Consider the following 26,090-nt stretch of genomic DNA (forward strand, 5'->3'; position numbering starts at 1 on the left):
CGCGAGCGCGGGGACACACCCCTGGTCTTTTTGCTAGCGTCACCCATACGCGCGGGGACAGACCTTCGGTGGTTTTCTTCGGTGGTTTTCCAAAGTCTGGCGACTTCGGCTACAGGGAAAGCTATCCAAAGTCGGTCGACTTCGGTTACGTCGGAAAAAACTGCTCTTGGTCGCACAGTGCCAGCTGTGTTAAACTCTTCCCCCGACCCAGGTGCGTGAAGATACGCAAGTTACTTAGACAGGCCAAGGAGGTGCCCAGTCATGCAATTCGTGAGCATGGAAGTCAATCAATTGGGCTCTGCCGACCGTACGCAAGTCGGTGAGCTGAGCGCTGGTTTGAATGCTGTTTGTGGTCGCCGCGGTTCGGGCAAAAGCTCGCTGTTGGCTTGGCTGCGTGGCATTATCCAGCCCGGCAATCCAGCCGATTATCACGCACCCCCGCATGCGACTCCTGCGCATCCGGCGCTGGCCAGTGGCCGCTTGAACCTGCTACTGGGCACCGGCGAATATCAACTCGAACGTCAACATGCTGCCGGTCGCACCGACAGCAAAGTGCTGCGCCGGGCCACACAAGCCTGGAATGCTCAAACGCCAACCAACTTCGAAGATAATTGGACTTCGCTGCAAGCCCGCTTGGGAGCGGTGCCTCAGGGTGAACTGCTCTCGGCAGTCCAACGCGAAGCGTTTGACCGACTAGCCAGCATCCGATCCGATAGCCAGGCGACTCAACGCTTGTGGGATCTTGCCCGACACATGCGGCTGGACGAGTCTGCTTTGACTCCGCAAACCGAACAACGACAGACACTCCTGTCGCGTGAGCAGGAATTACTTGCGCAACTGGGGCCGCTCGATGGCATCGGGGCCACGCGTGAAGGCCTGCTGGCGCGTCGCCGTCAACTGGAAGCGGATCTGGATCGACTACGCCGTCAATCCAGCGGTAAACATTATGCGCCGGCTACAGATGACCATCATCGCCTGGCTGATCGCATGGCCGCCTTGGATCGTGACATTCAAAAGTTGCGTGATGAAATCGCCGAACTGGATGCAGCCATTGCTCGGCGTCGCGATGGACATGCCACAGATACGCATCGCCAGACCTATCGCGATCGACTACTTTCGCTCGACGCGCAACTGGCCCGCTGGCGAAATACGCTCACCGAAATCCGCGCTCATCGCGAACGCCTGGAATCGGCGGCTACCGATGCGCAGTTGGATGGTCAATTAGGCGAGCAGTTCACGCCAGTCAACCAAGCTACCCCACGATTGGCTCTGCGCTCGCTCGAAGCGCAAATCGTCGAAGCCCGCCGTCATTTCGATATGCTGGTCGATGGCATCGATCACAGTCGCCATGATGCTCGGCACGAACTGCCTCAAACTTTGCGGCTGATGCAACGCGAGTTGCACGAAGTTTGCCAGCAACTATCGCGGCATGAATCGTTGACGACCAACCGCGCTATGAAGGATCAGATCCTGCAGTTGTCGCGCTGCGAAACCGAGATGCGACAATCGATTGAACGACTGATCGCAGAACGCGGCGAGCTACTCCGCACGATTGCCAACGCTTGTCACTTGTCGGTTGATCAAGTAACGATCGCGTATAGTGACCATTGCCGCTGTGCCGATCATCCTCATCTGGATAATTGGCTGTCAGCCATTTCGGTCGGGGCCGATACTGGTTCGCATTTGACCGAACGTTCAGCTCTAGGCATCAGCTACGTAGACGAACTAACCGATTTAGAGAACCGTCGCAGTCAATCGTTGGCTCGCTTGGAAATGATTACTCGCGATCGGCAAGACTGCGAAGGCCGCATGCGTCGCCTTGGCGTCATGCCCCTGGTCGGTGGCGGCTATGATCCCGGCGAAGCTGAAGTGCTCCGCGATCTGGACAGCGTCAATGAAGAGCTGTTGCGTCTGGAAACTCGCGATCGCTTGCGAGTGGATTTGACCGACGTGCGTCGACGTCTGGAACGATTGCCTCACGAAGTTGAAGACACGCAGTCGTTGAAAGGTCGTTACCTCAGGCACCTGGCCGGACTGACGGGTATGCCTGTGAATCGAGCTGGTCAACACATGTTCCGCGATCAACTGCGCCGCGATGCCTATAATGCGTCTCAGTACAGCTACGAACGCAGCGATTTGAATGGTGCCTATGGCCCACAGCTCGGTGCCAGTTCGAATGGTTACGCGCAGTCCGGACAGAATGGCAACCTCAACGGCAGTTTCCGACCGTTGGAACCCGGTTATCAGGAAGCCAGCACGCTGGATCGTTATGGTCGATACGAACCAGTGCGTGGCCATTACGTAGCAGGCCGCGACACCGTGGGCACGCCCGATGTACGTCTAGCCAGACTGGAAGAAGTTGCTCTACGTCTGGCAATCGTCGATTTGCTATCTGCTCGAGGCCATGAAATTCCACTGGTTCTCGATGAAACGCTGGATGGGCTGGAAGGCCCACGTGCGCTAACTGCAGTACGTTACCTGACCGGTCATGCACAAGCCAGTCGTGCCCAAATCATTGCCCTGACGGATGACAACGATTTCATCAGTGCCGTCAAGTCTGTGCATGGCAATATTCTTCCCATTGTGGTCTCACGCGCCGTAGAACAACCCAACACTTCACGGCCAGGGCAAGACCTCAATCGCTTGTTAACTGCATACGCTAATGATTTTGAAAGCGACAAGTGGCAAGAACCCGAGTGGACTCCGCCCACAGTTCGTCCCGAAGCCAAGAAGCAGCGCTGGGTATTAACCGAGCGTTCAGAGATCAGCGAAGTACCTTCGCTCGGTCCTATCGAAACGGCTCGATTGCGTAGTTTGGGGATTCAGCGCGTAGGTGACCTCCTGGACGTCGATGCCGCCTGGCTAGCTGGCTCGGCGTCATTACCTGGTGTATCCACCGATATTGTGCAAGCCTGGCAAAACGAATGCCGTTTATTGTGCGCGATGCCTCAACTGCGACCATTTGATGCCCGCGTGCTAGCCGGTGCCGGAGTGCGTGATCATCGTCAACTCTCCGAGATGGATCCAGCTCGTTTGCACGAACGCGTCGAAAACTTCCTGGCGACTGAACGCGGCAAACGCATCATGCGCAGTGGCAGCCCCTACGAACTCTCGCGACTAACCTCGTGGATTGCCTCCGCCAAGCGTGGTCATCGTCCTGGATCCGATCAAGCCAACCAGTCATCGGCATTCGATGTCGATGCGCGACCGCGTGCACGACGAACTGTCGTCCAGCGAGCCGACAATGCACATCAAGAAGTGCCTACCTATCACATTGTCGAGCGAGACGAAGATCACCACGGTGATTCCGAGTCGCGAAGCGCACGCCGCCGCGAATCTCGCAATCGACCTGTCCGCAGTGCCAATGGATCCGAACGATCCGAGCGACGCGAACGAACTCCGCGCAGTTCCAACTCCCCACGCGAGTCCAGCAACGGTCAACGACTGCGATTTTATCTGGAGCTGTCCAGCCCAGTCGTCGATGCTCCCAGCATTGGAGACCGCATGGCCCAATCGCTAAGTGAGGTGGGCATCGTCACCGTTGGTGACTTGCTCAATGCCGACGCAGATGAACTGGCTCAAGACCTCGGCCAACCGCGAGTCACCGCCGCTATCATCCGAGCCTGGCAAGATCAGTCACGCCTGGTGTGCCGTATCCCCAACTTGCGTGGGCACGACGCGCAAATATTGGTGGCCTGCGGAGTGACCACTCCCGAGGCTCTGTGCCGCATGGAACCCACGGCTCTTTTGGCTCAGACCAACACGTTTGCCTCGAGCACTCAAGGCCAGCGAGTCCTGCGCGGGAGTGCATCCCCTGATTTAGAAGAAATCAAACAGTGGATCACTTGGGCCGGCCAAAGCCGCAACCTGCTAGCCGCCTAGCCAGAAACCAATTTCGGAAAATTCGTAGCGGAAATTCGTAGCGGAAATTCGTAGCGGAAATTCGTAGCGGAAGCCGTCAAGGCTCTGGAAGCACTTCCCGTAGCTGAAGCCGTCGAGGCTTTCGAAACGGATGCTACCACTGCCTCGAAATGCTTGACGCATTCCGCTACCGGTTGCCTCGAAATGCTTGACGCATTCCGCTACGGGGAAATTGCCTGAGGCATTCCGCTTCTTTGACGATTTTATAATTCGAGATCCACTGGCCGGATCTCGAATCTCTTGGGGTGCAGCTGGACTATAATAAAGGTTCCTATTCTCGCACGCATAACTGGCGTGCGATTGTCCCACCCCATTGCTTGCCTGGATACCATTCGCAATGCACCTGAAGTATCTTCGTCGAATTGTTTGGACGGCGCTGGCATCGTTGCTCTCTCTGCAGAGCTCCGCTGATGCACAAACCGCAGCCGCTGGCACTTTTAAAACTCCGCCTGGCTTCACCGTCGATCTGGTCTATCAAGTTCCATTCAAAGAGCAAGGCTCGTGGGTGGCGCTGTGCATCGATCCCAAAGGTCGACTGCTCGCCTCGGATCAGTACGGCAAACTTTATCGCGTGTGGCTCAGCCAAGACCCCACTGCCAAACCTGACAAGATCGAACCGCTGCAAATCGATATCGGCATGGCTCAGGGCATGTACGCCTTCGATAATACGCTGCTGATTAATGTAAATGCCGATGGCCCCAGTGGCCCGGGCCTTTATCGTTTGACCGATACGGACAACAACGATCAATACGACAAGATCGAACACATCTTGCCGATCAAGGGCACGGGCGAACATGGCGTGCACGCCATCATCCCTGGACCAGATGGCAAGATTTACATGTGTGCCGGGAATCAAGCGGACTTACCAGCCCAAATTGCCAAGTCGGTCGTGCCGCGCCATTGGTCCGAAGATCACATCGTGGGCCGTATGCCCGATGGACGCGGATTCATGGCTGATCGGCTAGCGCCAGGCGGTTGGATCTGCCGTATGGATCGCGATTGCAGCAACCTTGAACTGGTCGCCACTGGATTCCGCAATGAATACGACATCGCGTTCAATCCGCAAGGCGAACTGTTCACCTACGACGCTGACATGGAGTGGGATGTCGGTACACCTTGGTATCGTCCAACTCGCATCAACCATGTGATTAGTGGCGCAGAATTCGGCTGGCGCAACGGCACGGGTAAATGGCCCGACTATTATCCCGATAGCTTTGGTGCGGTCGATAACATTGGCCCTGGTTCACCTACGGGCATCACATTTGGGACCGGCACGAAATTCCCAGCCAAATATCAACAAGCGCTACTGATCTGCGATTGGAGTTTTGGCACCATCTATTCCGTGTTTATGAAGCCCGATGGTTCATCATACACTGGCACTCACGAAGCCATGGTCACGGCTTCACCCATGGCCGTGACGGACTTGGTTGTTCATCCGACCGAAGGCAACGTGTACTTTGCCGTGGGTGGTCGCAAGACACTCTCCGCCCTGTACCGCTTGCGTTACACTGGCAATGAATCAACCGCTCCGGTTCAAGTAAGCGAACCTACCGAAGCAGTGGCAGCTCGCAAGTTGCGACATGAACTAGAAGCATTCCATGGCCAGCAAACCGATGCAGCCATCGCACCCTCCATTGCGCAACTGGGCAATCCCGACCGCGCCATTCGCTTTGCGGCTCGCATTGCCTTAGAACATCAACCAGTTGAAAAGTGGCGTGAAGCCGCGCTGAAAGTCAGCGAACCTCAAGCGGTGATCACCGCCGCCATTGGTCTGTCACGTATGGGTTCCAAAGTTGATCAACCTCAACTGCTGGCCAAACTGGCCGCCATCAAGTTCGAATCGCTGGCGCCCGCTACACAATTGGAATTGTTGCGAGCCGAGGAATTGGTCTTTCTGCGTTTAGCCAAGGCTAATGACCAACAACGCAGCACTCTGCTGGCTCAGCTCGACCAGCACTTTCCCACCCGCAATGCTCTGGTCAATCGTGAGCTGGCCAATGTGCTGGTCGTGCTCAACGCGCCCAAGATCGTGGACCGCGTGGTCAAAGAGCTGCGAACGGCCAGCGCGCAAGAAGACCAGATTCACTACGCGTTCTGTCTGCGCGAAGTTGAGCAAGGTTGGACACCGGAACTTCGAAAGCAGTACTTTGAATGGTTCTTCGAATCCGCCAGCCAACGCGGCGGCGCCTCGTTCGGCGGTTTCTTGGCCAACATTCGTACTGTAGCTTTGAAAAAGTTAGATGACCAAGCCAAAGAGCAGTTGGGCGATCTGGCCGGCAACTTGCCCGCTCCCAAAGATCCGCTATCTGACCTCGCACCTCGCAAAGTGGTTCAGAAGTGGACCGTCGAAGAACTGGAGAAAGCTGTCAAGGACGTTAAAGACAAACCGGACTTTGCTCGCGGTCGACAGCTGTTTGCCGTCGCCCAATGTTTCAAGTGCCATCGCTTTGCGGGGCAGGGCGGTATCCACGGGCCTGACTTGACCGCCGCAGGTGGTCGCTTCAGTCCGCATGATTTATTGGTGTCGATCGTGGACCCCAACAAAGAAATCAGCGATCAATACGCAGCCACACAGTTCTTGACGGACTCCAAAGTTGTCGAAGGTCGCGTCGCCAACATGAACGAGAACATCATCATGGTGATCACCAACATGCTGGCACCAGGGGACTTCACCAACATCGAGCGCGATGAGGTTATCGAGCAGCGGCCATCAAAGAGTTCGATGATGCCCGGCGGACTAGTTGACACATTAACGCCCGCAGAAGTCAACGACTTGGTCGCCTACCTCCGCAGCGGCGGTAACGGCCAACACCCCGTGTATAAGTAACCTCACCAGGGCTATGTCACCTCCCCCGGCGAAGGAGAGCGATGCGATAATAGCAAAGCGTAGTCTCTTATTGATGTGGGGCGGTTGTTTTTTTGCTGACTCAACGCGCTGGGGAGGTTGTTATTTACGAATCCTGGTTCGTCTCGAGGCGAAATTTAGCCCAGACTGCCCAAAGCGGCGATTTGAACGGCTTTTTTCACCCGATTGCGACAGTCGGTGCGCAGCGCTCCACGGCAAGCAGTTTTGCCAGTCGTTTGACGTTCACTGTGAAGCATGTCATCAGTTGTTGGATCTTCACTTTTGCCAGACCGCAGTATCTTGCACAACGACCGCGCCCGTGCCGAGCCACTTCCCCTAACTTCCGTTCGATGGCCGGATGCTCACGCCGGACTTGTTGGTATTGCTCTGTCTTGGACTTCTGACGAGCACGTTTGTATTCTTCTTCATACTCATTCTTATTCACTCGTCGACCTCGACGGCTGGTCTCTTTCATCTTGGGGTTGCACTGCGCGAGCAACGGACAGCCCCAACATTTCTTAGCCGGAAAGTCGAACGTCGTGCGGTTAGGCTTCGTGGCATCTTGAAATCCTTTATTGGATGTGTGGCCAGCTGGACATGTCACATGCTCGCCGTCTGAGGTCAATGCAAACGCCGTCGAAGCAAAGCCTTCATCGTTGCCGAAGTCACGCGGCGGTGTGATCACATCAACTTCCATCCCGCCAGGGCCTTCCAACGCGCGCAGCATTGGCCCGTTAAATCCCGCGCCGTCAAGGGATAGCTGTTCGATCTTGTTGCCATGAGCTTGCTGTTCGCGTTCAATCAGATGAACCGCGTCTTGGGCCTCAGCACCGTTTGCCGGAAGCACCTCAAGTTGAGTGATCAGCTGGCTATCGGCGTCCATCAACACATCGACCAAATAGCCGTCGTAAAACTCGCCATGCATTCCGCGGCGGGCATCGCTATCAACCACGCTCAGCGTGCGATCACCCTGACCTGGGTTCAAGCAATCGCTCACGATCTTTTGAGCGAGCGCACGTACTTCGATGAATCGTTTCCAAGACTCTTGGCAATCACTCTCTTGGGATGGATCGGGCTGCTCGAGCATCCACGTCAGGATGTCGCCGACTAAATCCAGACGAGCATCAAGGCGAATCTCCTCGGATTCTTTCTCGGTTTCGACGCGGCTTCGATCGGCTCGGATACGGAATCCTTGAGCGACCTCAGCATCAATGGGCTCGATAGCAGCGAGCATCTTTTCTCGCAGCTGCGCCAGCAGTTTCAACGTGGTGGGCACAGCAATATTGGCATAGACGTGTGTGGCATCTTTAAGTCGCAACCGATCGCTGACAAGGCCCTTGCTGCGCGCGAAGCTGATCAGTCGGTCGAAAACTTTCTGCATCCCCTCTTCTCCGATGCGACCCCGAAAGCGACTCAAAGTACTTCCGTCCGGCAACTTACAAGTAATCGGCACTTGCAGAAACCAGCGGAACAATAAATCCGAACTGGCTCTTTCTAGGACTTTGCTGTCTGATAGATGATAGAGATATTGCAGGTACAACACCTTCAGGAGGAGGATTACTGGCAGGGTGGGCCTACCTCCCTCACGACAATAATACTTCTCCAGCTCAGGCCGGAAACTTTCCCAGGGGACTATCTCCAACGCATCTAAAAGGGGCGACTTGAGCGGCAGCACACGCTTATAGATCGCCAGATCCGACGCACGAATCTCAAACAAAAAATCGCGATGGTTCGTTAGCATAATGATTGCACCGAGTTGGAACGTCGGCCTCTTCAACCATAATACCCATGCCAGAGCAAATTGGAATTAAATCAGCACTCTCCGAAGCTGGGGGAGGTCGCAGACGAGGCGTTCAGCCGAAGTCTGCGGGAGGGGGCGACGTTACCGAAGTGGAAGTGCCTGCAGAAGGAGTTGCATCCAACAAGACGCGTCCAAAGTCTGGCGACTTCGGCTACAGGCACTCACCCCTCCCGGAGCCTCGCTGCGCTCGCTCCGACCTCCCCATGCTGCGCATGGAGAGGTTACAATCCCAGGCTGCCCACATAACTTTCGATCAGCGCCGCTTTGTCGCCAGCGCTGATTAGTTCTTGCCAACTCTTTTCTACCGCAGCCAGCGCTTCTTCGGGGCTGACCTGTCCTTGCAGCGCAGCGGCAACCTGGCTGCCGAGCAATTCGCGAAACTTGGCGTTGTTGGTCAGACGCGGCTCGAGCGGTAGACGAGCTTGCTGTCCTAAACGCTGCACGATGCGCTGAGCTTTCCAGGCTGATGAGCCCGGCGCGTAGGCGGACTCGGCCAAGATGCCTTGAATGCGTTTGGCAAAACCTTGACGGCTGCTTTCGCTGGCCAGCCAACGCACGAACTCAATTGATGCTCCGGTCTGTTGGCACTGCCGAGTCGTCGATGCCATCAAACCACGTCCAACGTTAGAGCCCGCTGACACGCGCATACCTGCCCGCGCGGGATTAGTGGGTGGAGGTTGAATTGAGTAAGCGCTCAGCTTGTCAACTTCGGGCGAGGCTGGTGGTGGTACGCAGAGCGTCAAATTGGGTGTAGTAGTACTGAGCGCATTCCATGCCTTCGTGTGACTGCCCAGCAGGGCCACCGGGCTAGCCCCTGCCGACTTGATATCCTGCATGATCTTCACGGTTTGGACCGCGGAAGCTTGATTGATACGTGGGGCCAACGTTTCGGGATCGAACAGCACACCGATGCGATTTTCGGTGCTGTGGATGCTGTTAAAGATTGTTAGAAAGCGATCGCTGACAGCCAGAGCGTCAACTTCAACTGCATTGGCGGCCTCTGAATCAGCCGCACTGTTTGGTGGCTGTGCTTTGAGCGCTGCGACCACGCTCTGCCAATAGGCCAGAGATTGTTCGACAGTACTGTCGCTGTTGGAGTTGGCAGCTGCTGCTTCTGGCAGTTCAAAATTGGCCGCCAATACTGGCGTGATCACCGATAACGAAACGCCCCACAATTTACGATCGAACCGAGCTTGATCGAGCCAACCAGTCGGCAGCGGATCTGCCGGCTGGCTATCATCGGTACCACTTGGCCGCGATTGCAAGGCCGATGGTAACTCAACCAACCACTGACGACTGATCAAATCACCCAGCAGCGCAGCTGGATACACAATGACATCACACTGTCCCTTTTCTTGCTCGAGCAATTCCGCTTGGCTGAAAATGCGAACATCGATCGGGCGATCAAAGGTGGCTTGCCACTGACGTTCGATAACGGCTTTGTCGGTAGGATCGGCCACGAACCAGACGCGCAGCGGCACCGACGACTTGGGCACCGCGGACGTCGGCGCGTTAGCTTGATTCTGCGCATCAGGCTTGCAACCAGCCAACCCCATGCACAGGCAAGCGCACAGGCACGCAGGGAACACTCGTGTGGTCAGCGACCATGCCAGGCCAGCAACTTGGGTAACTCGAGCAGCCCAAGACCTCTGCGCGAGGTGGGTGTTTGCGGCGTTTGGCATCCGGCGGTATAGTGCAGCGTTTTCAGCAGTCATCATCTTATCGGGTAACTGGGGTAAAAGCGGTGAGTCACTTCATTGGGATCGATATTGGCACGTCAGGCACCAAGAGTCTGCTAATCGACGGCCAAGGCAATATTCTGGCCGAAGCGTCTGCCAGTTACGAGGTCCTGACGCCTAAACCTTTGTGGACGGAACAGAATCCCGACGATTGGTGGAACGCGACTGTAAAGACCGTGCGCGCAGTTGTCAAACAGTCCAAGGTCAAACCCGAACGCATCAAAGGTATCGGACTGTCCGGCCAAATGCACGGGAGCGTGTTTCTGGACAAGAAGCAACAAGTCATTCGACCGGCTTTGCTGTGGAACGACCAACGCACGGCTGCCCAATGCGAAGAGATTACCCAGCGAGCCGGCGGCCGCGAAGAACTGATTCGCATGGTTGCCAATCCGGCCCTGACCGGTTTTACCGCGCCCAAAATCTTGTGGCTGCGCTCGCAAGAGCCTAAGAACTTTGCTCGGTTGGCTCATGTGCTCTTGCCCAAAGATGAAATCCGCCGCAGATTGACCGGCGAGTTGGCTACCGATGTCAGTGATGCGAGCGGTATGCTGCTGCTGAACGTCGTGGAGCGCAAGTGGTCGACCGAATTGCTGGGCAAACTGGAACTGGATCCTGCCCTGTTTGCCACAGTATACGAATCGGAACAGGTCACCGGTTCATTGTTGCCGGCTGTCGCTCAACAACTGGGCCTGACGACTGGTTGCAAAGTCGTGGCCGGGGCAGGCGACTGCGCTGCAGGTGCAGTGGGAAATGGTATCGTGCGCAAAGGGTTGTTGACCGCTTCGCTGGGCACCAGTGGGGTGATGTTTATCCACAGCGACGAACCTCAATATGACGCACACGGTCGATTGCATACCTTCTGCCATGCGGTGCACGGCAAATGGCACATGATGGGTGTGACACTTTCTGCCGCTGGCTCCTTGCAGTGGTTTATGGAAAACGTCTGTAAAGAACTGGCCGGCAAGCGCGGAAGCGATCCGTATCAAGTGCTGAACGCGGAAGCCGACAAGATTGCCCCGGGCAGCGAAGGCTTGCTGTTCTTGCCATATCTAGCTGGCGAACGCACGCCGCACGCCGATCCGCTGGCGCGTGGTGCTTTTGTCGGTCTGACAACTGCGCATGATCGAGGTCATATGGCGCGAGCCGTGATGGAAGGCGTGGCCATGAGCTTGCGTGAAAGTCTGGAGATCATCAAGCAATTGGGTGTGCCAGTCAAAGAGATGCGTGTGAGCGGTGGCGGGGCCAAGAGCACGCTCTGGAAACAGATTATGGCCGACGTCATGAATCAAGCCGCTTGTACGATGAACGCCGAACAAGGTCCAGCCTTTGGCGTGGCCCTCTTGGCAGCCGTCGGCTGCGGCCAGTACAAGAACATCGAAGAAGCCTGTCGAGCGACGATCGAGGTCACACATAAAACCTCGCCTACCCGAGCAGCCGCGAAAAGCTACGATCGCTCGTTTGAAGTCTATCGGTCTCTCTACGGCATGCTGAAAGATGCGTACCAGATGATCGGCAAACTCTAAGGTGTTGTAACCCGTAGCCGAAGTCGCCAGACTTTGGACGCATTAAGTTGAGATCATCCAATCTCTGGCGAGATCGGCTACGAAGAAGTTCGCCGACACTCAATTCGACTTGCCCCGACTGAGTCGGGGCAAGCCAATGGTCTTCGATTATTTGAAGTCGCCCGCGCGAATGATCACCAGCTTGCTGGGGTCGACAAACTTTTCGAACGCTTTGCGGACATCTTCGGGAGTCAGCGCTTTGACGCGTTCTTCTTGAGCCTTCGTATACGCAAAGGTGCGACCAAGGTGCAGATTGCTGATGATTTGACCGGCAATGGCACTATCGCTAGAACGTCCAACCTTCTGTGCTTCGAGGAAGGCCGTTTGAGCGTCCGCCAGTTCTTCGGCCGAAGGTCCTTCGGCAATGAAGCGTTTCAGCTCTTCCATGGCAGCTTTTTCAACAGCATCAATGTTGTCAGGATTGGTGATCGCATTGATCATAAACCTGGCATCATTGCCCTTAGAAGGAGCGGAGAACGAACTGGTCACACCATAAGACAGACCTTCTTTCTGACGAATGCGATTTCCCAATCGCGAGGACAGTGTTCCGCCTCCGAGAATGAAGTTGCCGATTTCCAAAGCTGTGCTATCGGAATCGGCTTCGTTCATACCTAAGGCCATGCCAGCCATAAAGACTGCGTTGGCTTTGTCCGGTGTCACGATATTGTCTTTGCTGCCTTGCATCTCCTTGCGAGCTTCGCGATCGATCGAGCGATAGGTTACTTCGCTCTTCCAATCTTTCAAGATCGAAGTGATAGCGGCTAGCGTGGGCTCGACATCGAAGTCGCCGACAATGGCTACTTCGCCCGTGGCCGCTGAAATCTGGTGCTTATAGATATCGACGATATCTTCCAGCTTGGTCTTCTCCATGTTCTCGAGAGATTCATCCATGCTCATGATGTAGCGCACATCGCTGGCTGGATAATCGGAAAGAGCGCGCGAGATTTTATTGCTCGCTAACGCGGCTGGATCGGTTTGCATACTACGCATGCCCGTGATCAAGCGCAACTTGAGTTGTTCGAATTCCTCGGGCGAGAAGGCAGGTTCGTGCAAAATCTGGCCCAGCAATTCAATACCGGCCAGAATCGATTCACGTTTGGCCTCTAGCGAGAATGTCAGCGATCCACCACCGCCACCACCGGCACCACGTCCCCCACCGCGACGACCTCCGCCACCCATGCCACCTCCGATGCGCACGCCCAGTTCATCTTGTTTGGCCTGCAAGGCTTGACGGTCCAGCTGTTTGGTGCCGGACATTAGCATGCTGGTGATGAGTCCAGCAGCTGCGGTTTTGCCGTTGAGTGATTCTTCGTTGCCGTAGCGCAGCGTCAACGTCATGACCACAGTTTCACCGCGATTCTGCTTGGGTAGCACGGCCACGCGCACGCCACCTACTTCGCTAGTTCGCAGCCGCTTGTCCAGGTTGTCCGGTGTAGGATCAAACGCTTCGCCGGATGCAACTGCATCGCCACCTTTGTAGTCTTTGACGACGTCAGCAATCGACTCCACTGTAGGAATCGACATGCGTTGCGGAGCATCAGCAGGAATGAACACACCTACGGTGCGGTTGAACGGAGGAAAGTAGATCTTGGCAACTCGATTGACATCGTCTGCCGTCACTTTGGCAATGCGATCGCGCTGCAAAAACAGCAAACGCCAATCTCCCAACGCCGAGGCGCTACTGAGTGCCGAAGACATTTGCGAAGCACTGGTGAGTAGTTGTTCGGAGCGACGTTTGTAGCGCATCTTGGCGCGCTCGATGGCTTCTTGACTGAACGGTTCATCACCCAGCGTGTCGCAGATCTCGATCAATTTGGTTTTGACAACATCCAGGTTGCCTTCAGCCGGTTCCGCTGAGAAGTAGAACAGCCCGGGATCATGGGCGTTGTCGGCGCTGGCCGACGCGCTGGTAGCCAGTTTCGTTTCGACCAATTTGGCGTCCAAACGTCCCACTTTAGATTCGGAAAGAACACTGCCTAAAATCGACAATGGTGCCCAGTCAGTGTGCGAGGCAGAGGGCATGTGATAAACCGCTTCGATAGCTCCGACCTTACCAACGCGACGCAACGTCACCAAGCGTTCACCGTCTTGAGGCGGCTCCTCGGTGTAGGTTGGATCCAACTTGCGCTCGGGCTTGGCGATCGAGCCAAGATACTTGCTGGCCAGCGCCAGGGCTTTGGCTTCTTCGAATTGGCCGGTAACAATCAATACCACGTTGTCTGGTTGATAGTATTTGCGATAGAAAGCTTGCAGATTATCGATTGGCACACGTTCAATGTCACTGCGATTACCGATCGTCGATTTCCCATAGTTGTGCCATTCATAAGCCACGGCGGCTACACGCTGACTGAGCACCGACTGGGGACTGTTTTCTCCACGTTCGAATTCATTGCGTACGACCGTGAATTCGCTGATCAGGTCTTCGCGACGAATAAAACTGTTGACCAGTCGATCGCATTCCAGCTTGATGCCAAATTCCAGATTGTCTTCGTTAGCCGGAAGCGTTTCGAAGTAATTGGTACGATCGACATTGGTGGTTCCATTGAAGTTTGCGCCATGGTCGCGCAAGGCCTTGGGCACATCGGGAAATGTCGGAGTGCCTTTGAATACCAGATGCTCGAGCAGGTGGGCCATGCCCGCTTCGCCATAACCTTCATGCCGCGAGCCAACCAGCACTGTCATGTTGACACTAATGGTAGGGCGTGATGGTTCCGGAAACAGAAGCAATCGCGCTCCGTTGTCGAACTTGTATTCGTTGACGCCTTCGACCGTCGCAACCTTTTGCGGATTGTCCGCCAGCGCGTTCGAAACTTGTGTGATGGACGCGAGACCGAGCACAAAGCATGCTACGATCGGCCTAAGATGGTTCATGTGCGGCTCCCAATGAATTGCAAATGGAAGAGAATCGAGCATTGAATCTCAATGTTCAAGCGACCGCATTTTAACCACTATTTCAACTGCCACGTTTCATTAAAGAAACCTGCAGCGGTGACTTTGCCAGGATTTTGGAAATCGCGGCCCGCAGTAACATCCAAGATGGCCCAGTCGGGCAACATCGGGATTTGCCGAGCATTATTGAGGTAGGCGAACTCACGGTAGGTGAATCCGCTATTAATAACCACATAACGGCTAGGATTAAGTGGATTGGGATAGATCAAGACTGGCACATGCGTACTAGCGCTCTCTTTATGCTTGCCAAGAGTCACCTCACCCCCCACCTGCCATTGCAAGGGCAGTTTGTTCAGAATGTCCGCGATCAGCGGACTGGTTTCGGGAGTTCCGAAAAGTATTAAGTTGTGCGAAGCTATCTCGGCATCGGTCGGCACTTTATTAGCTGGCTGCACCACATTACCGCGGAAATGTCGGCGCCACTCTCGCTGGGCATGCTCGAACTCTTCGCCAATCCAGCGATCAACTGCGCTGGGATCCTTCGCCGTTTTGCTGGGGCCAACGAACATGAAGGCATCCATAAATGCGTCATCGATAGGTCCCTGCAAGCCTGGTCGTTTACGCAGCAGAAGATTTGCATCGCGTACGGCAACTTGCCAGCCGTCTGCCCTGCGTACCAACAACACATCCAGTGGCTGCCGGGCGCCGGACATCGGTATGAACAGCTTCATATTGTCGATGACTAGTTCGACTGGTTGCGTGCGACTGAGCAACTCTTGATCGACTGGCAGGTTGATTGACAATGCAGCCACATTTTTGGTCGTCATCTCGATGCGGGTCGGCGATTGAATTTTGGCTCTGACACGAGATTCGTGCCAATGTTTTTCGAGCGATTCAATCGTCAACCAGGCGTTTTTGGCGTATCGCAATGTGTAGGTAGTAAAGTCGATCTCTGGCGGAGTGCTCGCGCGACCCGTCTGTGCCGCCTGAGCTAGGAATTGTTCGATTTCGATTTTTGAATCAGGGTGAATCTTGTGTCCGGTTTGAGGACCAATAATGTGTTTCAGTTCCATACCACGACTCTTCATTGCCGCAGCCATCACATCAGCGGCCTGTTTCTGATTATCGATTTCGCCACTGTAGGCTACTGTGGGCAGCAGACGTAGATTGTTGGCCCAATCTGGGCAGTCATACCAGTGCAACAAGAGTGATTGTGACTCGGAGGGTTGAAAGTCCTCTTTCTGAAAGACTTTCAAAAACTCGCGAGTCTCGCTGAACCCCGCGCCAGGCGTGGCCGCCATCCACATGCCTGGATAGTGCACAGCCATCTGCCAACATCCAGCACCACCCATCGAAAATCCACGAATGGAAATTCGATTTGAATCAATCGCAAACAACCGCTTCACTTCGTCGATGGCTTCTAGAATATCGATCTCGCCAGCAAACTTAAATGCGTTGCAGTAGCGACCGTACGGATGCAACACAATCGTCTCTGGCGGCGCAATGTCGCCGACAGAATTAAGGCGCTGATGTAAGAAAGCTGCCTCGCTGGTCTTTTCGCCACGACCATGCAACCACACATCCAATCGCCTCTCTCGCATCGGGTCAGTTAATATCGAGGCGGGCAGTACAAGTCCAAAGGGTTGCAGAGAGCCATCAATGCGAGAGCGATAGGCCCCTACTGCCAGAATGGGCTTCTCGTCGCTATGCGATTCAGGCAGCAACAACTTAGAGCCCGACCTGCCATTGCCGAGCGCGGCCAGACGAGCCTGCCCGAGTTTCAACAACTCAAACGCATGCTCCACATCTTGATCGCTATAGAACATTCCATCTTCGAGCGTCATGCGCACCGCGCGCGAGAAGACACCGATTTGAGAGCGATCCGAGTCGGTGACACTTTTGTACTTGGCCAACTCCGACTCTAGCTTGGCCGCAGCATCACTCAATTGCTTAGCCTTGTCAGCCGGGACTTCGATGCCCTCCGGCGGAATGGGCCGGACTTTATCAGGCACATTATCGGCCGGTCCGTCTGCGCGAGTAAGTGATAACGTTGGCAGTAGTGTTAGAGATAGTAAAAGTGCAGCGGCGCGCTTACCAACGCAGACAATGGGGAACATTTTGCGGGGCCATGGTTGGGGTGGATAGAATTCGGGAGCCACTCATTGTATGAGTTTATCACGTTCACTTCTACAATCGCCCCGTCATATCCATGGCTATTGGCAAGCAAGTGTGCTCAGAGGAATGTTAAGATCCACAAATAAGGCAAACTTTGCGTTACCCCATCTGGAAAAGTAAACGTGCCGTCATCGTTACCGTATTGAGGCGCGAGAGTGCCATCATCGATGACAGGACCAATCGGATCCGTTAAGCGACTCCCGCGAAGTCTGAAGGTCATGCGCGTCGAAGCTGTGATGGTAAAGGTGTACTCACCTGGCTTAAGCAGTTGGCTGACTGCGCTAATCGTGTTACCAGCTCGTACTCTCAACTGCTGGACAACATTACCACCGGCATCCCGCAGTTCGAAAATTAGGAGCCCGCCGGGTGATCCTGCATCGAGAATAAAATTCATTAGTTGCGTGCGGGCAACATAGAGTTTACCAGTGACGGGCTGAGCAGGATTATTAACGGCTCCGCTGACAAAGTCGCTCACATCCGCTGCGATGCGTGAGAACTGGACATCCAGAGTATAGTTGCCGGTCTTGTTCGGTGCAGCGATGCGCACAAATAGATCGCGATTGGAGGCGAGCCCATTTGCCTGAATCGTAAACGTACTGTTGCCATTGGCCAGTATCGTTCCGTTAATTGGCCGCGCGGCGGCATCTAGAATTTCGGGTTTCAAGATGACACTGTTGACCCCCGCACCTCGAGTCGTGATGGTTGCTACCCACGTGCCATTGATGTTGGGAGTGCGTACGCGATACACATCTACGTCCGTCGCATCACTGAGAGAGGCCTGGACGCTCAGCGCATTGGCGTTGGGGCTTCCAACTCCTTGCCGCAGATTATCGGCGGTAGCCACTGTGTCATTAGCATGTAAGTCATCTTCGTAGATCACGCTAGAGGGAGTCTTAAATACCTGATCAATGGCTTCTGAGAGCAATGTTTCATAACGCCCGCGCAGCACAGTGTCGACGGCTACTGCGCGGACTTGTGGCACGTTGTCAAAAGTGACTGCAATCGCAAATCGTCCAACTTTATACGTGGCATTGGGGGCGGCAGACACTCGCAAGAAATATCGATTATCCGAAATGACGTTGTTCAGGCGTATGGTCAACACGTCACCACTGTTGCTGGTGGACGTTCGTGTGGCCAGTGGGACACCAGCTTCGTTGTAGGCAGTGATCTGTGGTGCCAGAAAGCTGATGCCGGCTGTCTGGACGCGGAACGTCATTGATCCAGAATAGCCTACAATCGGCTTGATGAAAAAGTAGTCTATGTCGCTGGCGTTGGAGATGTCACCGTAAGCGACAACGGGTGTTGAACCATTGTAGCCACCCGACACTTGCGAGTACTTGATACGGGTTGCGTCTCCAAGCGTGCCGTTGGGGTTCTTGGCATCTTCGTTCAAATCGATGGAACGCAGGCCATATAGATTGCGAATGGACGTGACATCGCTGGCCGCCAGCGCTCGCTGACCAGTTAAGTTGGGATGCATGATCGAGGTGGGATCCGCGCTATGATCCAAACCGAAAGCATGCCCAAATTCATGCAGTGCCGTCGCATACAGCGTTAGCGGTGTGAAGGCGACTGAGGTATTGATGAAAATATCCCCAGCAAAAGTACCGGCTTGGCTGGACGTAGGTGGAGTGCTGACTGCCAATTCGCTGGCTGCCATCGGCAGGCCACCAATGCGTATATCGCCAAAGCGTGTATCGCCCTGGGCCGGCCCCGGCGAACCAAACGCCTGCCCCTGATCGGGGCGCAGTCCAACATTCAGGTTAGCGATATTGGCCCAAGTTTGAGCGGCACGGCGCAGCGCATTTTGCCAAGTATCGCGCGGCATTTGTGCATCGAGAGCCGCAAACAACTGACTCGGCTGACCCGCCGCGGTTGTGCCGTCTGGCGCGTAGCTCATCGTTAGATGAGTTGGATCATTCCACGGTATGCCAAATTGTGCGGGAGTCCAACGTTCTTCTAATTTCTCAAGAGCGTTGGCCAAGGGGCGATGCGAGGGACAAGCAGACCTTCGGTCGGGCGCGGACATTCTTCGTACTCAGTTCAAATTGCGGGGATAAAACTGCAGTTGGGGCTACTGCAGTTTCTTGGCTGCGGTCAGCAGTTGTTGAAACTCGGGGCTATCGTGCAAGTTGAGCAGATCTTGATCATGCTGCATAAGTCTATTCAGTTTGGGATCTTGGCGTAGTGCCTCTTTCAGTAATTCCAATGCCTCAGAGATAGAGCCAGATTGCGTGCCCGATTCCGCCAAAGATTTTCCTGCAGTCGAATTGCTTTTATTTAAAATCGCAAGTGCGCTGGCGGCTTGATAACAAATCAGCGGGGTACGTTCCATGGCCAGCGCAGCGGCAATATCTTGCTGGGCGGCTTCAGCCTTACCAAGACGAGCCTGCAATACAGCTCGCGAAGATAGCGCCAGGGCGTAAGTCGGGTCGACCTCCACCACTTGGTTCAGCTTATCAATGGCTGCGAGGGGTTGGTCGAGATGTTCGGCTAAGACGTGCGCCGCATTTTCGTACGCATTACGAAAGTTCGGCCCGACTTCGATCGACTTTTCAAAATCATGCAGCGCGCCATGGGGATCGGGCGGACTGGTTCGCAAACGAGCTTCGCCGCGTGCATTCCAACCCAGGGCGTCCACCGGTGTGAGTTGGAGACCTGTGTGCAAGCTGCGTTTGGCTGCTGCGTTTCGTCCCAAGCGCAGCTCGGCTCTTTCGCGAATGAACCAGGCTCGCGGATAGCGCTGGATGCTCGCGCCTAGTTTATCGATGTCATCAATGGCTTGTTGGTAGTGTTTGAGTTCGACGCGAGTGGCAGCGCGCGAAAGCAAAACATCTGCGTTCACTGGGTCCAGTGTCAGCGCGTGACTGAACCACTGGTCGGCAGCTTGAAAATTCTTGCGCTGCATTTCTACGACGCCCAAGAAGAAAGCCGGCAACGGCTGCTCCCGGGCGAGTTGATGGCTGAGTTCAAAGCTGGATCGGGCTGATTCAAGCTGTCCCACATATAAATGCAACTGTCCCATACTCAGCCAATGCCAAGGATTGGTGGCATGGCGATCGACCGAACGTGTTGCCAAATCCAATTCACGATCAATTACCGACTTGAGTGGCAACTGCCGCACGGCGCTGGTGACCTCAGCGGTGTTGGCTGCTTGGCCAATTGTGTCGATCCAGGCCTTGGTCACATCGGATGGCTCGATGGATTGCGAACGCTCGAGTTCGTTTAAGGCTAGCTGAAGCAGAGCCGTTTGTTGGTTGTCAGTGGCGCGCGATGCAAGTGTTATGTCACCTTGGGAGCGATAGAAGAGGATTCGAGCCAATTGACCTTTGACTTCAGATTGTTGCTCGAGGTTTAGCGATTCAATCTTGGCTTGATCTTCGCGGGCAAGCACCGTTTCACTTTCCGTGAGCCACTGTTCGATAGCCACGTCGGGAGCGTTTTGACAGGCGAGCAGGTTACGAGCTGAGACTTCTGTTTGTGCGACTTGTTGCAACCAATCGACCACTGCGAGTCTTTGCATCTTCGCTCTTGCAATCCACACACTGACCAAGGCGACCGTTAAGAGCACACAGCTTAGTCCGCTGACAATGACCAGCGACGTAAGTCGCGGATGTCGGTTATTCCACTTGGCAATTCTCTCGCGGACCGAACGATCAGGCGTGTGCTGCAAGGGCCGTGCAGCCAACTGCCTGCGCAAATCATCACGAAACTGTTCGGCCGAAGCATAACGCTCTTCAGGCAATGGGGCCAAGGCTCGCAGCACAATGCTGATCACAGCGGGAGTCAGGCCGCGTTTCCAATCGACTGAAACCATTGGCAACGATTGGCGATCGATTTGCATCTGCTGCAGCACATCTCGAGTGTTGCCTGTTCGATCGGGGAAGGGCGGCGCGAGCATCAGCAGTTCGTACAGCACAACTCCCAAGCTGAAGATATCGGTACGAAAATCTAGCGTTTGCGACGTTTGCTGGACCGCTCGCAATTGTTCCGGTGCCATGTAGCGGAGCGTGCCACCTACGACTTGTTCGGAGGCAATAGCTGGCTGTGTTTCTGCCGCCAAGTTGAAGTCGAGCAACATTGGCAAGCCATCGTCACTCAAGAGTACATTGGCAGGCTTGATGTCGCGATGCAGGATACCTCGCAAGTGGGCGTGCGCAAGTCCGTCGGCCAATTCAGCCACAATCCACAAAGCCAATTCCGTAGTCGTCATGCGGGACACGTCGGCTCGGAGTTGTGACGACAGGCCAGAATCATGGCCGATAGATGCCTGAGCAACATGGGTGGTCGTGAAGGTAGCCGGCAACGTCTCTTTCCAAGTTTGGCTAGCGCTGGTCATCAAAGTATCGATGAGAGCTTGACCAGAGAGCGGTTTAGAAAGAGATGGTTGATCGCTTTGCAGTAAACTGCTGAGCGTTAGGGCTCCGAGAAACGGCATGCATATCAAATGATATTGATGCCATTGGTGGAGCGAGTAGATGGGCACAATGTTTTTGTGCTGCAGGCGTGAGAGCAGTTGAGCTTCGGCAGGAAACTGCGCGGAGAATTTCAGAACGACAGGACGCTGCGAGAGGCTGGCATCGGTAGCCAGAAAGACCCAACTAAAGGCGCCGCGCCCCAACTCGGCCAAAATTCGAAAGCCACATACGGTTTGCCCGGGTTGTGGGGGCGGTGGGTTGCTGGCGGTGCTAGCGAAGGTCGCATTAACAGGACTGGACCAATTGGCGAGACTACTACCGGTCAGACGCTTAGCTTCGTCGGCCAGTTGGTTCAATAAGACACTGTTTTGGCAAATGACTGGAAAGCGGTCGCGATACGACTCAACCGATAGAAGTCTGCCGGTTGCAGCTGAAAGTTCCATATCCACTCGCAACAACTCGCAACCGATCGCCGCATAGCGCGGGTGCGTGAGTTGGGGCATAAACTGCTTGACATCGACATGCGGATTTTCGGCGCGCGCGACTTCGAAGCGTTCGACGAACTCGTCCAACTCCAAATCCAGATCTTCAGGAATCAACATGGATCAGCTCCCCAAGCTTGCGACGAAACTCCTGAAGGATGCGTTCAACCGATCGTTTGGATCGTTTCGCGATGGTGGAAATTTCGCTGATCTCGTGACCGGCGATGCGTAGGTCGACGATTTCACGAACTCCGCTGGGCAGTGGTTGCAGCATCTCCTCGATGGTTAATTGAAGAACGCTCAGCGCAACTTGGTCGCCGCTCTTTTCATTGCTCAAAGTGAATTGAATTGAATCGGCGCTGGTGGTCTTCTGGACGTCGCGTTTGTCGGCGCGATGGAACGCTCCCGCGTAGCGGATTTTGTTCAGTCCAATGACCAGCAGAAGTTTCCACAGTTCATCACCCTCGGGTAAATCATATTGCCCTTTGGCCGCGCGGCGAAAGAACGTACGAAAGACGGACTGCACCATATCATCAGCATCAAGACGCTGTTGCAGGATTCCCGAAGTCTGGCGAACGGCCAGTGCCCGCAGTCGGTCCGCGTACCGCAAATACAACTCCGTCGCCGCGTCATCGTCCCCACGGCGATATCGCGACAGAAGTGATTTGTCAGTCATCGAGCGTTTTTCGGTTTCGTCCATCGATATCAAAACACCTGTTTTCAACATCATTGCCCCACAGCCTTAGAGTAGCTTCAACCGGTCAAATCCGCCACGCACAGCGTTGGCTCGACGGGAAGCATTGTCCCCAGGCTCATCGACGCCCCCCTTCGGAGTAGGTAGCCGAAGTCGCCAGACTTTGGAACCATGCGGTCCGCTCTGTCCCCGTAGCCGATCTCGCCAGAGATTGGATGAATAACACCCAACCCCTGCTCTGTCCCCGATCTCGAGTGGGGACAGACCCCGGGTTATTCGTGGCCGATCTCGCCAGAGATTGGATGAATTAAACGTGGCGCGTCCAAACTCTGGCGAGTTCGGCTACGGCAGAGTTCGGCTACGGCAGAGTTCGGACACGGCGTGGTATAATGGGGGACCCACCTTTGCTTTTTCCCTACCCATAATTCTGAATCAGCCATAATGCGGATCTCTGTTCTCTCAATCTGCCTTGGGACAATGCTGCTATCGGGAAGCCCCTTACCAGCTGTCGAGCCTGGTAGCATTTCGTTCAATTCGCATGTTCGACCAATCCTGTCCGACAAGTGCTTTGCTTGTCACGGCTTCGATGCCAAAAAGCGGCAAGCCGACTTGCGACTCGATCTGGCCGAAATTGCGACTGGACCCCGCGGCGAGCAGGCGCCAATCGTGCCTGGCAGCCCGGAAAAAAGTCTAGTTTGGCAACGTATCGTCACGAACGATCCAGATGCCTTGATGCCTCCGGCAGCCAGCCACAAAGCGCTGACCAACGAGGAAAAGGCCGTCCTTAAAGCGTGGATCGAACAAGGTGCGAAATATCAGAAGCACTGGGCTTTCGAAGCCATCCAGCCGATAAACGTACCCTCACCGGCCTCCATCACACGCTTCTCGAATCCCATCGACAACTTCATTGCGCAACGTTTGGCGGACGAAGGTTGGCAAATGTCGCCAACTGCCAGCCAAGAGATTCTGATCCGCCGAGTGTCCTTTGCCCTGACCGGCTTGCCACCCACGGTCCAGCAAATCGATCAGTATCTGAGCGACCAATCGCACGATGCGTACGAACGCATGGTGGATCGCTACCTCGATAGTCAGCATTATGGTGAAGAAATGGCCCGCCACTGGCTCGACGTGGCACGGTATGCAGATACTCACGGTATGCACCTGGACAATGAACGCCAAACTTGGGCTTATCGAGATTGGGTCATCAGCGCCTTCAATCGCAATTTGACATTTGACCAGTTCACTATCGAGCAACTGGCCGGCGACTTACTTCCCAATGCCACGCAGGACCAACTTGTGGCCACGGGATTCAACCGCTGCAACGTGACTACCAGTGAAGGCGGATCGATCGATGCAGAACTGCTCTACCGCTATGCAGTTGATCGTGCCAGCACCACCATGCAAACATGGCTGGGCCTGACCGGTGGCTGCGCGGTGTGTCACGATCACAAGTTTGATCCGATAACACAAAAAGAGTTTTACTCCTTCTACGCTTTCTTCAACTCAGCTGCCGATCCGGCCATGGACGGTAATGCTTTGTTGACTCAGCCTGTATTGAAACTCATCAGCGATGCCGATCGTCAGCGCTTGGCGGAACTAGATCGGCAAATAGCCAGCGCTCAACAACTGATCGACAACCAGCTGCAGTCAATCGCTTACACCGATCCAGCCGACAAACCGACTGCTGAGATAACCACCACAACCAGCGAAACTCTGTGGATGGAAGATGATTTTCCTGCCGGTGGCAAACTGCAGGCATCACCTGGCCAACCAACGGAGTTTGTTTCCTCGGGAGCTGGCAACCAGGTTTACAGTGGCCAACGAGCCATCAAGCGCACCGATGTTGGGCTGGCCCAGGATGTGTGGGACCAAGCCAGCACGCCGCTGTCGCTGCCCAGCCAAGGTACGATCTTCGCCTACGTGTGGCTCGACCCTGCCAACATGCCCAAGTCCGTCATGTTGCAGTTCTTCAAACAGGGCTGGCAACATCGCGCTGTGTGGGGTGACTACGACGCTATCGGCTGGGGAGCAGCCGGCACCACCGAACGAGTCAACATGGGTGGACTGCCCGATGCGGGCCAGTGGGTCCGACTGGAAGTTCCAATTTCGAAAGTTGGCTTAGCGACTGGCGATCAGCTAACTGGTTTGGCACTAACACAGTTTGGCGGCACTGTTTATTGGGATCATGTAGGCGTGGTAGGCTCGACCAATCCAGCGACCGATCCCACGCAATCATTCCTGGCGTGGTGGAAGAGTGTTCAAGGTCAGGACACCGCCTCCATTCCCGATCATTTGAAAGCTGCAGCCAAAGATGGTCCAGACAAAAAGCCTGCAGACGACATACTCGTCGGGCTGCGCAATCACTACTTGCAAGAAGTCTGCACTACAACTCGCCCCAGCTTCGAATCTCTACTGGCGGATCGAAAACGCTTAAGAGACGCACGCAAAGCCCACGAAGATTCGATTCCAGCTACGTTTGTTTACAACGATCGCTCGGACATGCGCGAGAGCTTTGTTATGATGCGCGGCGCATACGACAAACCTGGCGAAGCCGTTCAGCCGGATGTACTGGCAGTGCTACCGCCCCTGGAAAAAAGTGATGCAAGCGTTCGAGCCACGCGCTTGGACTTGGCTCGCTGGTTGGTCTCGGGAAAGAATCCGCTCACTTCACGCGTGACGGTTAACCGCTTTTGGCAACAGCTCTTTGGAAATGGACTGGTCAAGACGAGCTATGATTTCGGTTCCCAGGGCGAGATGCCCAGCCATCCAGAGTTGCTCGACTGGCTCGCTGACCACTTTGAAACGTCAGGCTGGGACGTGAAGCATTTGATTCGATTGATCGTCTGCTCTCAGTCTTTCAAGCAAGATTCACGCATCACTCCAGAGATGCTGCGCGTGGATCCAGAGAATCGACTTTTGGCGCGCGGACCACGCTTTCGCTTGGATGCGGAACAGATTCGCGACAATGCGTTGGCCGTTAGTGGTTTGATCAATATCCAGATGGGCGGCAAAGGTGTTCGACCCTACCAGCCCGAGAAGATCTGGGAGCCCGTTGCCTTTGGCGGTTCCAATACGCAGTTCTACAAGCGTGACGATGGTCCAGCGCTTTATCGCCGCAGCATCTACAACTTCTTCAAACGCACGGCACCTCCACCCTTTATGGTCAACTTCGATGCGCCCAATCGCGAGCAGTTTTGCACCAAACGTGAGAAGAGCAACACGCCACTCCAAGCGCTGCAGCTGATGAACGATGTGCAGCATATCGAAGCCGCCCGAGCACTGGCCGAGCGCCTAATGAAAGATTGCTCAGCTGGACCTGAACGTCTACAGCTGGCCTTCCGCATCGTGCTTGGACGTTATCCGTCGGAGCGTGAGCAAGCGATCGCTGCGCGTCAACTCGAAAAAACCTGGCAGCGTTATCGCAGCGATACCGAGTCAGCCACCAAGCTTATCAAACAAGGGGACAGTCCCAGCGACTCGTCCCTGGATGTAGCCGAGCTAGCCGCGTACACACTGGTCGTTAACACGCTACTGAATCTAGATGAAACGCTAACGAGAAATTAG

At 54.9% G+C, this 26,090-nt stretch carries 11 protein-coding genes; 4 read left to right on the forward strand and 7 right to left on the reverse strand.

The genetic code is table 11. The features are described from left to right. The first annotated feature begins 261 nt into the window (after positions 1-261). Both SH573x_RS24250 and SH573x_RS24255 read left to right on the forward strand, forming a co-directional pair. A complete protein-coding gene (locus SH573x_RS24250) occupies positions 262-3,882 on the forward strand; it encodes a DUF4332 domain-containing protein (RefSeq protein ID WP_479350543.1) in 3,621 nt (1,206 codons plus the stop codon). Positions 3,883-4,258: 376 nt separating this feature from the next. Next, positions 4,259-6,748: a c-type cytochrome gene (locus SH573x_RS24255; RefSeq protein ID WP_479350545.1), complete on the forward strand. Its 2,490-nt coding sequence runs from the start codon at positions 4,259-4,261 to the stop codon at positions 6,746-6,748. 196 nt (positions 6,749-6,944) lie between these two features. Here the strand turns inward: SH573x_RS24255 and SH573x_RS24260 are convergent, their stop codons facing one another. Both SH573x_RS24260 and SH573x_RS24265 read right to left on the reverse strand, forming a co-directional pair. Then, positions 6,945-8,507, reverse strand: coding sequence for a transposase (locus SH573x_RS24260; protein ID WP_479348734.1), 1,563 nt, complete (start codon positions 8,505-8,507; stop codon positions 6,945-6,947). Positions 8,508-8,788: 281 nt separating this feature from the next. Continuing rightward, entirely contained in the window at positions 8,789-10,285 is a 1,497-nt protein-coding gene (locus SH573x_RS24265; protein WP_479350546.1) for a type 2 periplasmic-binding domain-containing protein, read from the reverse strand. A gap of 26 nt (positions 10,286-10,311) precedes the next feature. Here SH573x_RS24265 and xylB point away from each other — a divergent pair, with 26 nt between their 5' ends. Beyond that, the gene (xylB, locus tag SH573x_RS24270; protein ID WP_479350548.1) at positions 10,312-11,829 is read left to right on the forward strand and encodes a xylulokinase; all 1,518 of its coding nucleotides are present in this window, start codon (positions 10,312-10,314) and stop codon (positions 11,827-11,829) included. A gap of 147 nt (positions 11,830-11,976) precedes the next feature. Here the strand turns inward: xylB and SH573x_RS24275 are convergent, their stop codons facing one another. The 5 genes from SH573x_RS24275 to SH573x_RS24295 form a co-directional block, all read right to left on the reverse strand. Next, positions 11,977-14,739, reverse strand: a complete 2,763-nt coding sequence (locus SH573x_RS24275; protein WP_479350550.1) for a M16 family metallopeptidase — start codon at positions 14,737-14,739, stop codon at positions 11,977-11,979. A gap of 77 nt (positions 14,740-14,816) precedes the next feature. Then, complete coding sequence (locus SH573x_RS24280) at positions 14,817-16,874, reverse strand: prolyl oligopeptidase family serine peptidase (RefSeq protein WP_479350551.1); 2,058 nt, start codon at positions 16,872-16,874, stop codon at positions 14,817-14,819. A 116-nt stretch (positions 16,875-16,990) separates the two neighbouring features. Further along, positions 16,991-18,961 carry a matrixin family metalloprotease gene (locus SH573x_RS24285; RefSeq protein WP_479350552.1) on the reverse strand — a complete coding sequence of 657 codons (1,971 nt, stop codon included), beginning with the start codon at positions 18,959-18,961 and terminating at the stop codon, positions 16,991-16,993. Between the two features lie 45 nt (positions 18,962-19,006). Continuing rightward, on the reverse strand, positions 19,007-21,952 hold the full coding sequence (locus SH573x_RS24290) for a protein kinase domain-containing protein (protein WP_479350553.1): 2,946 nt from the start codon (positions 21,950-21,952) through the stop codon (positions 19,007-19,009). After that, complete coding sequence (locus tag SH573x_RS24295) at positions 21,939-22,562, reverse strand: RNA polymerase sigma factor (RefSeq protein WP_479350555.1); 624 nt, start codon at positions 22,560-22,562, stop codon at positions 21,939-21,941. The genes SH573x_RS24290 and SH573x_RS24295 overlap by 14 nt, the downstream gene beginning before the upstream one ends. A 441-nt stretch (positions 22,563-23,003) precedes the next feature. Here SH573x_RS24295 and SH573x_RS24300 point away from each other — a divergent pair, with 441 nt between their 5' ends. Then, the gene (locus SH573x_RS24300) at positions 23,004-26,090 is read left to right on the forward strand and encodes a PSD1 and planctomycete cytochrome C domain-containing protein (RefSeq protein WP_479350557.1); all 3,087 of its coding nucleotides are present in this window, start codon (positions 23,004-23,006) and stop codon (positions 26,088-26,090) included.

The organism is Rania fehmarnensis (genome assembly GCF_056494185.1).

Excerpts from the sequence above, each read along its gene's own strand:
- SH573x_RS24275 (WP_479350550.1), bottom strand. The coding sequence starts at position 14,739 with ATGAACCATCTTAGGCCGATCGTAGCATGCTTTGTGCTCGGTCTCGCG.
- SH573x_RS24285 (WP_479350552.1), bottom strand. The coding sequence starts at position 18,961 with ATGTCCGCGCCCGACCGAAGGTCTGCTTGTCCCTCGCATCGCCCCTTG.
- SH573x_RS24290 (WP_479350553.1), bottom strand. The coding sequence starts at position 21,952 with ATGTTGATTCCTGAAGATCTGGATTTGGAGTTGGACGAGTTCGTCGAA.
- SH573x_RS24280 (WP_479350551.1), bottom strand. The coding sequence starts at position 16,874 with ATGTTCCCCATTGTCTGCGTTGGTAAGCGCGCCGCTGCACTTTTACTA.
- SH573x_RS24265 (WP_479350546.1), bottom strand. The coding sequence starts at position 10,285 with ATGATGACTGCTGAAAACGCTGCACTATACCGCCGGATGCCAAACGCC.
- SH573x_RS24255 (WP_479350545.1), top strand. The coding sequence starts at position 4,259 with ATGCACCTGAAGTATCTTCGTCGAATTGTTTGGACGGCGCTGGCATCG.
- SH573x_RS24300 (WP_479350557.1), top strand. The coding sequence starts at position 23,004 with ATGCTGCTATCGGGAAGCCCCTTACCAGCTGTCGAGCCTGGTAGCATT.
- SH573x_RS24295 (WP_479350555.1), bottom strand. The coding sequence starts at position 22,562 with ATGATGTTGAAAACAGGTGTTTTGATATCGATGGACGAAACCGAAAAA.
- SH573x_RS24250 (WP_479350543.1), top strand. The coding sequence starts at position 262 with ATGCAATTCGTGAGCATGGAAGTCAATCAATTGGGCTCTGCCGACCGT.
- SH573x_RS24260 (WP_479348734.1), bottom strand. The coding sequence starts at position 8,507 with ATGCTAACGAACCATCGCGATTTTTTGTTTGAGATTCGTGCGTCGGAT.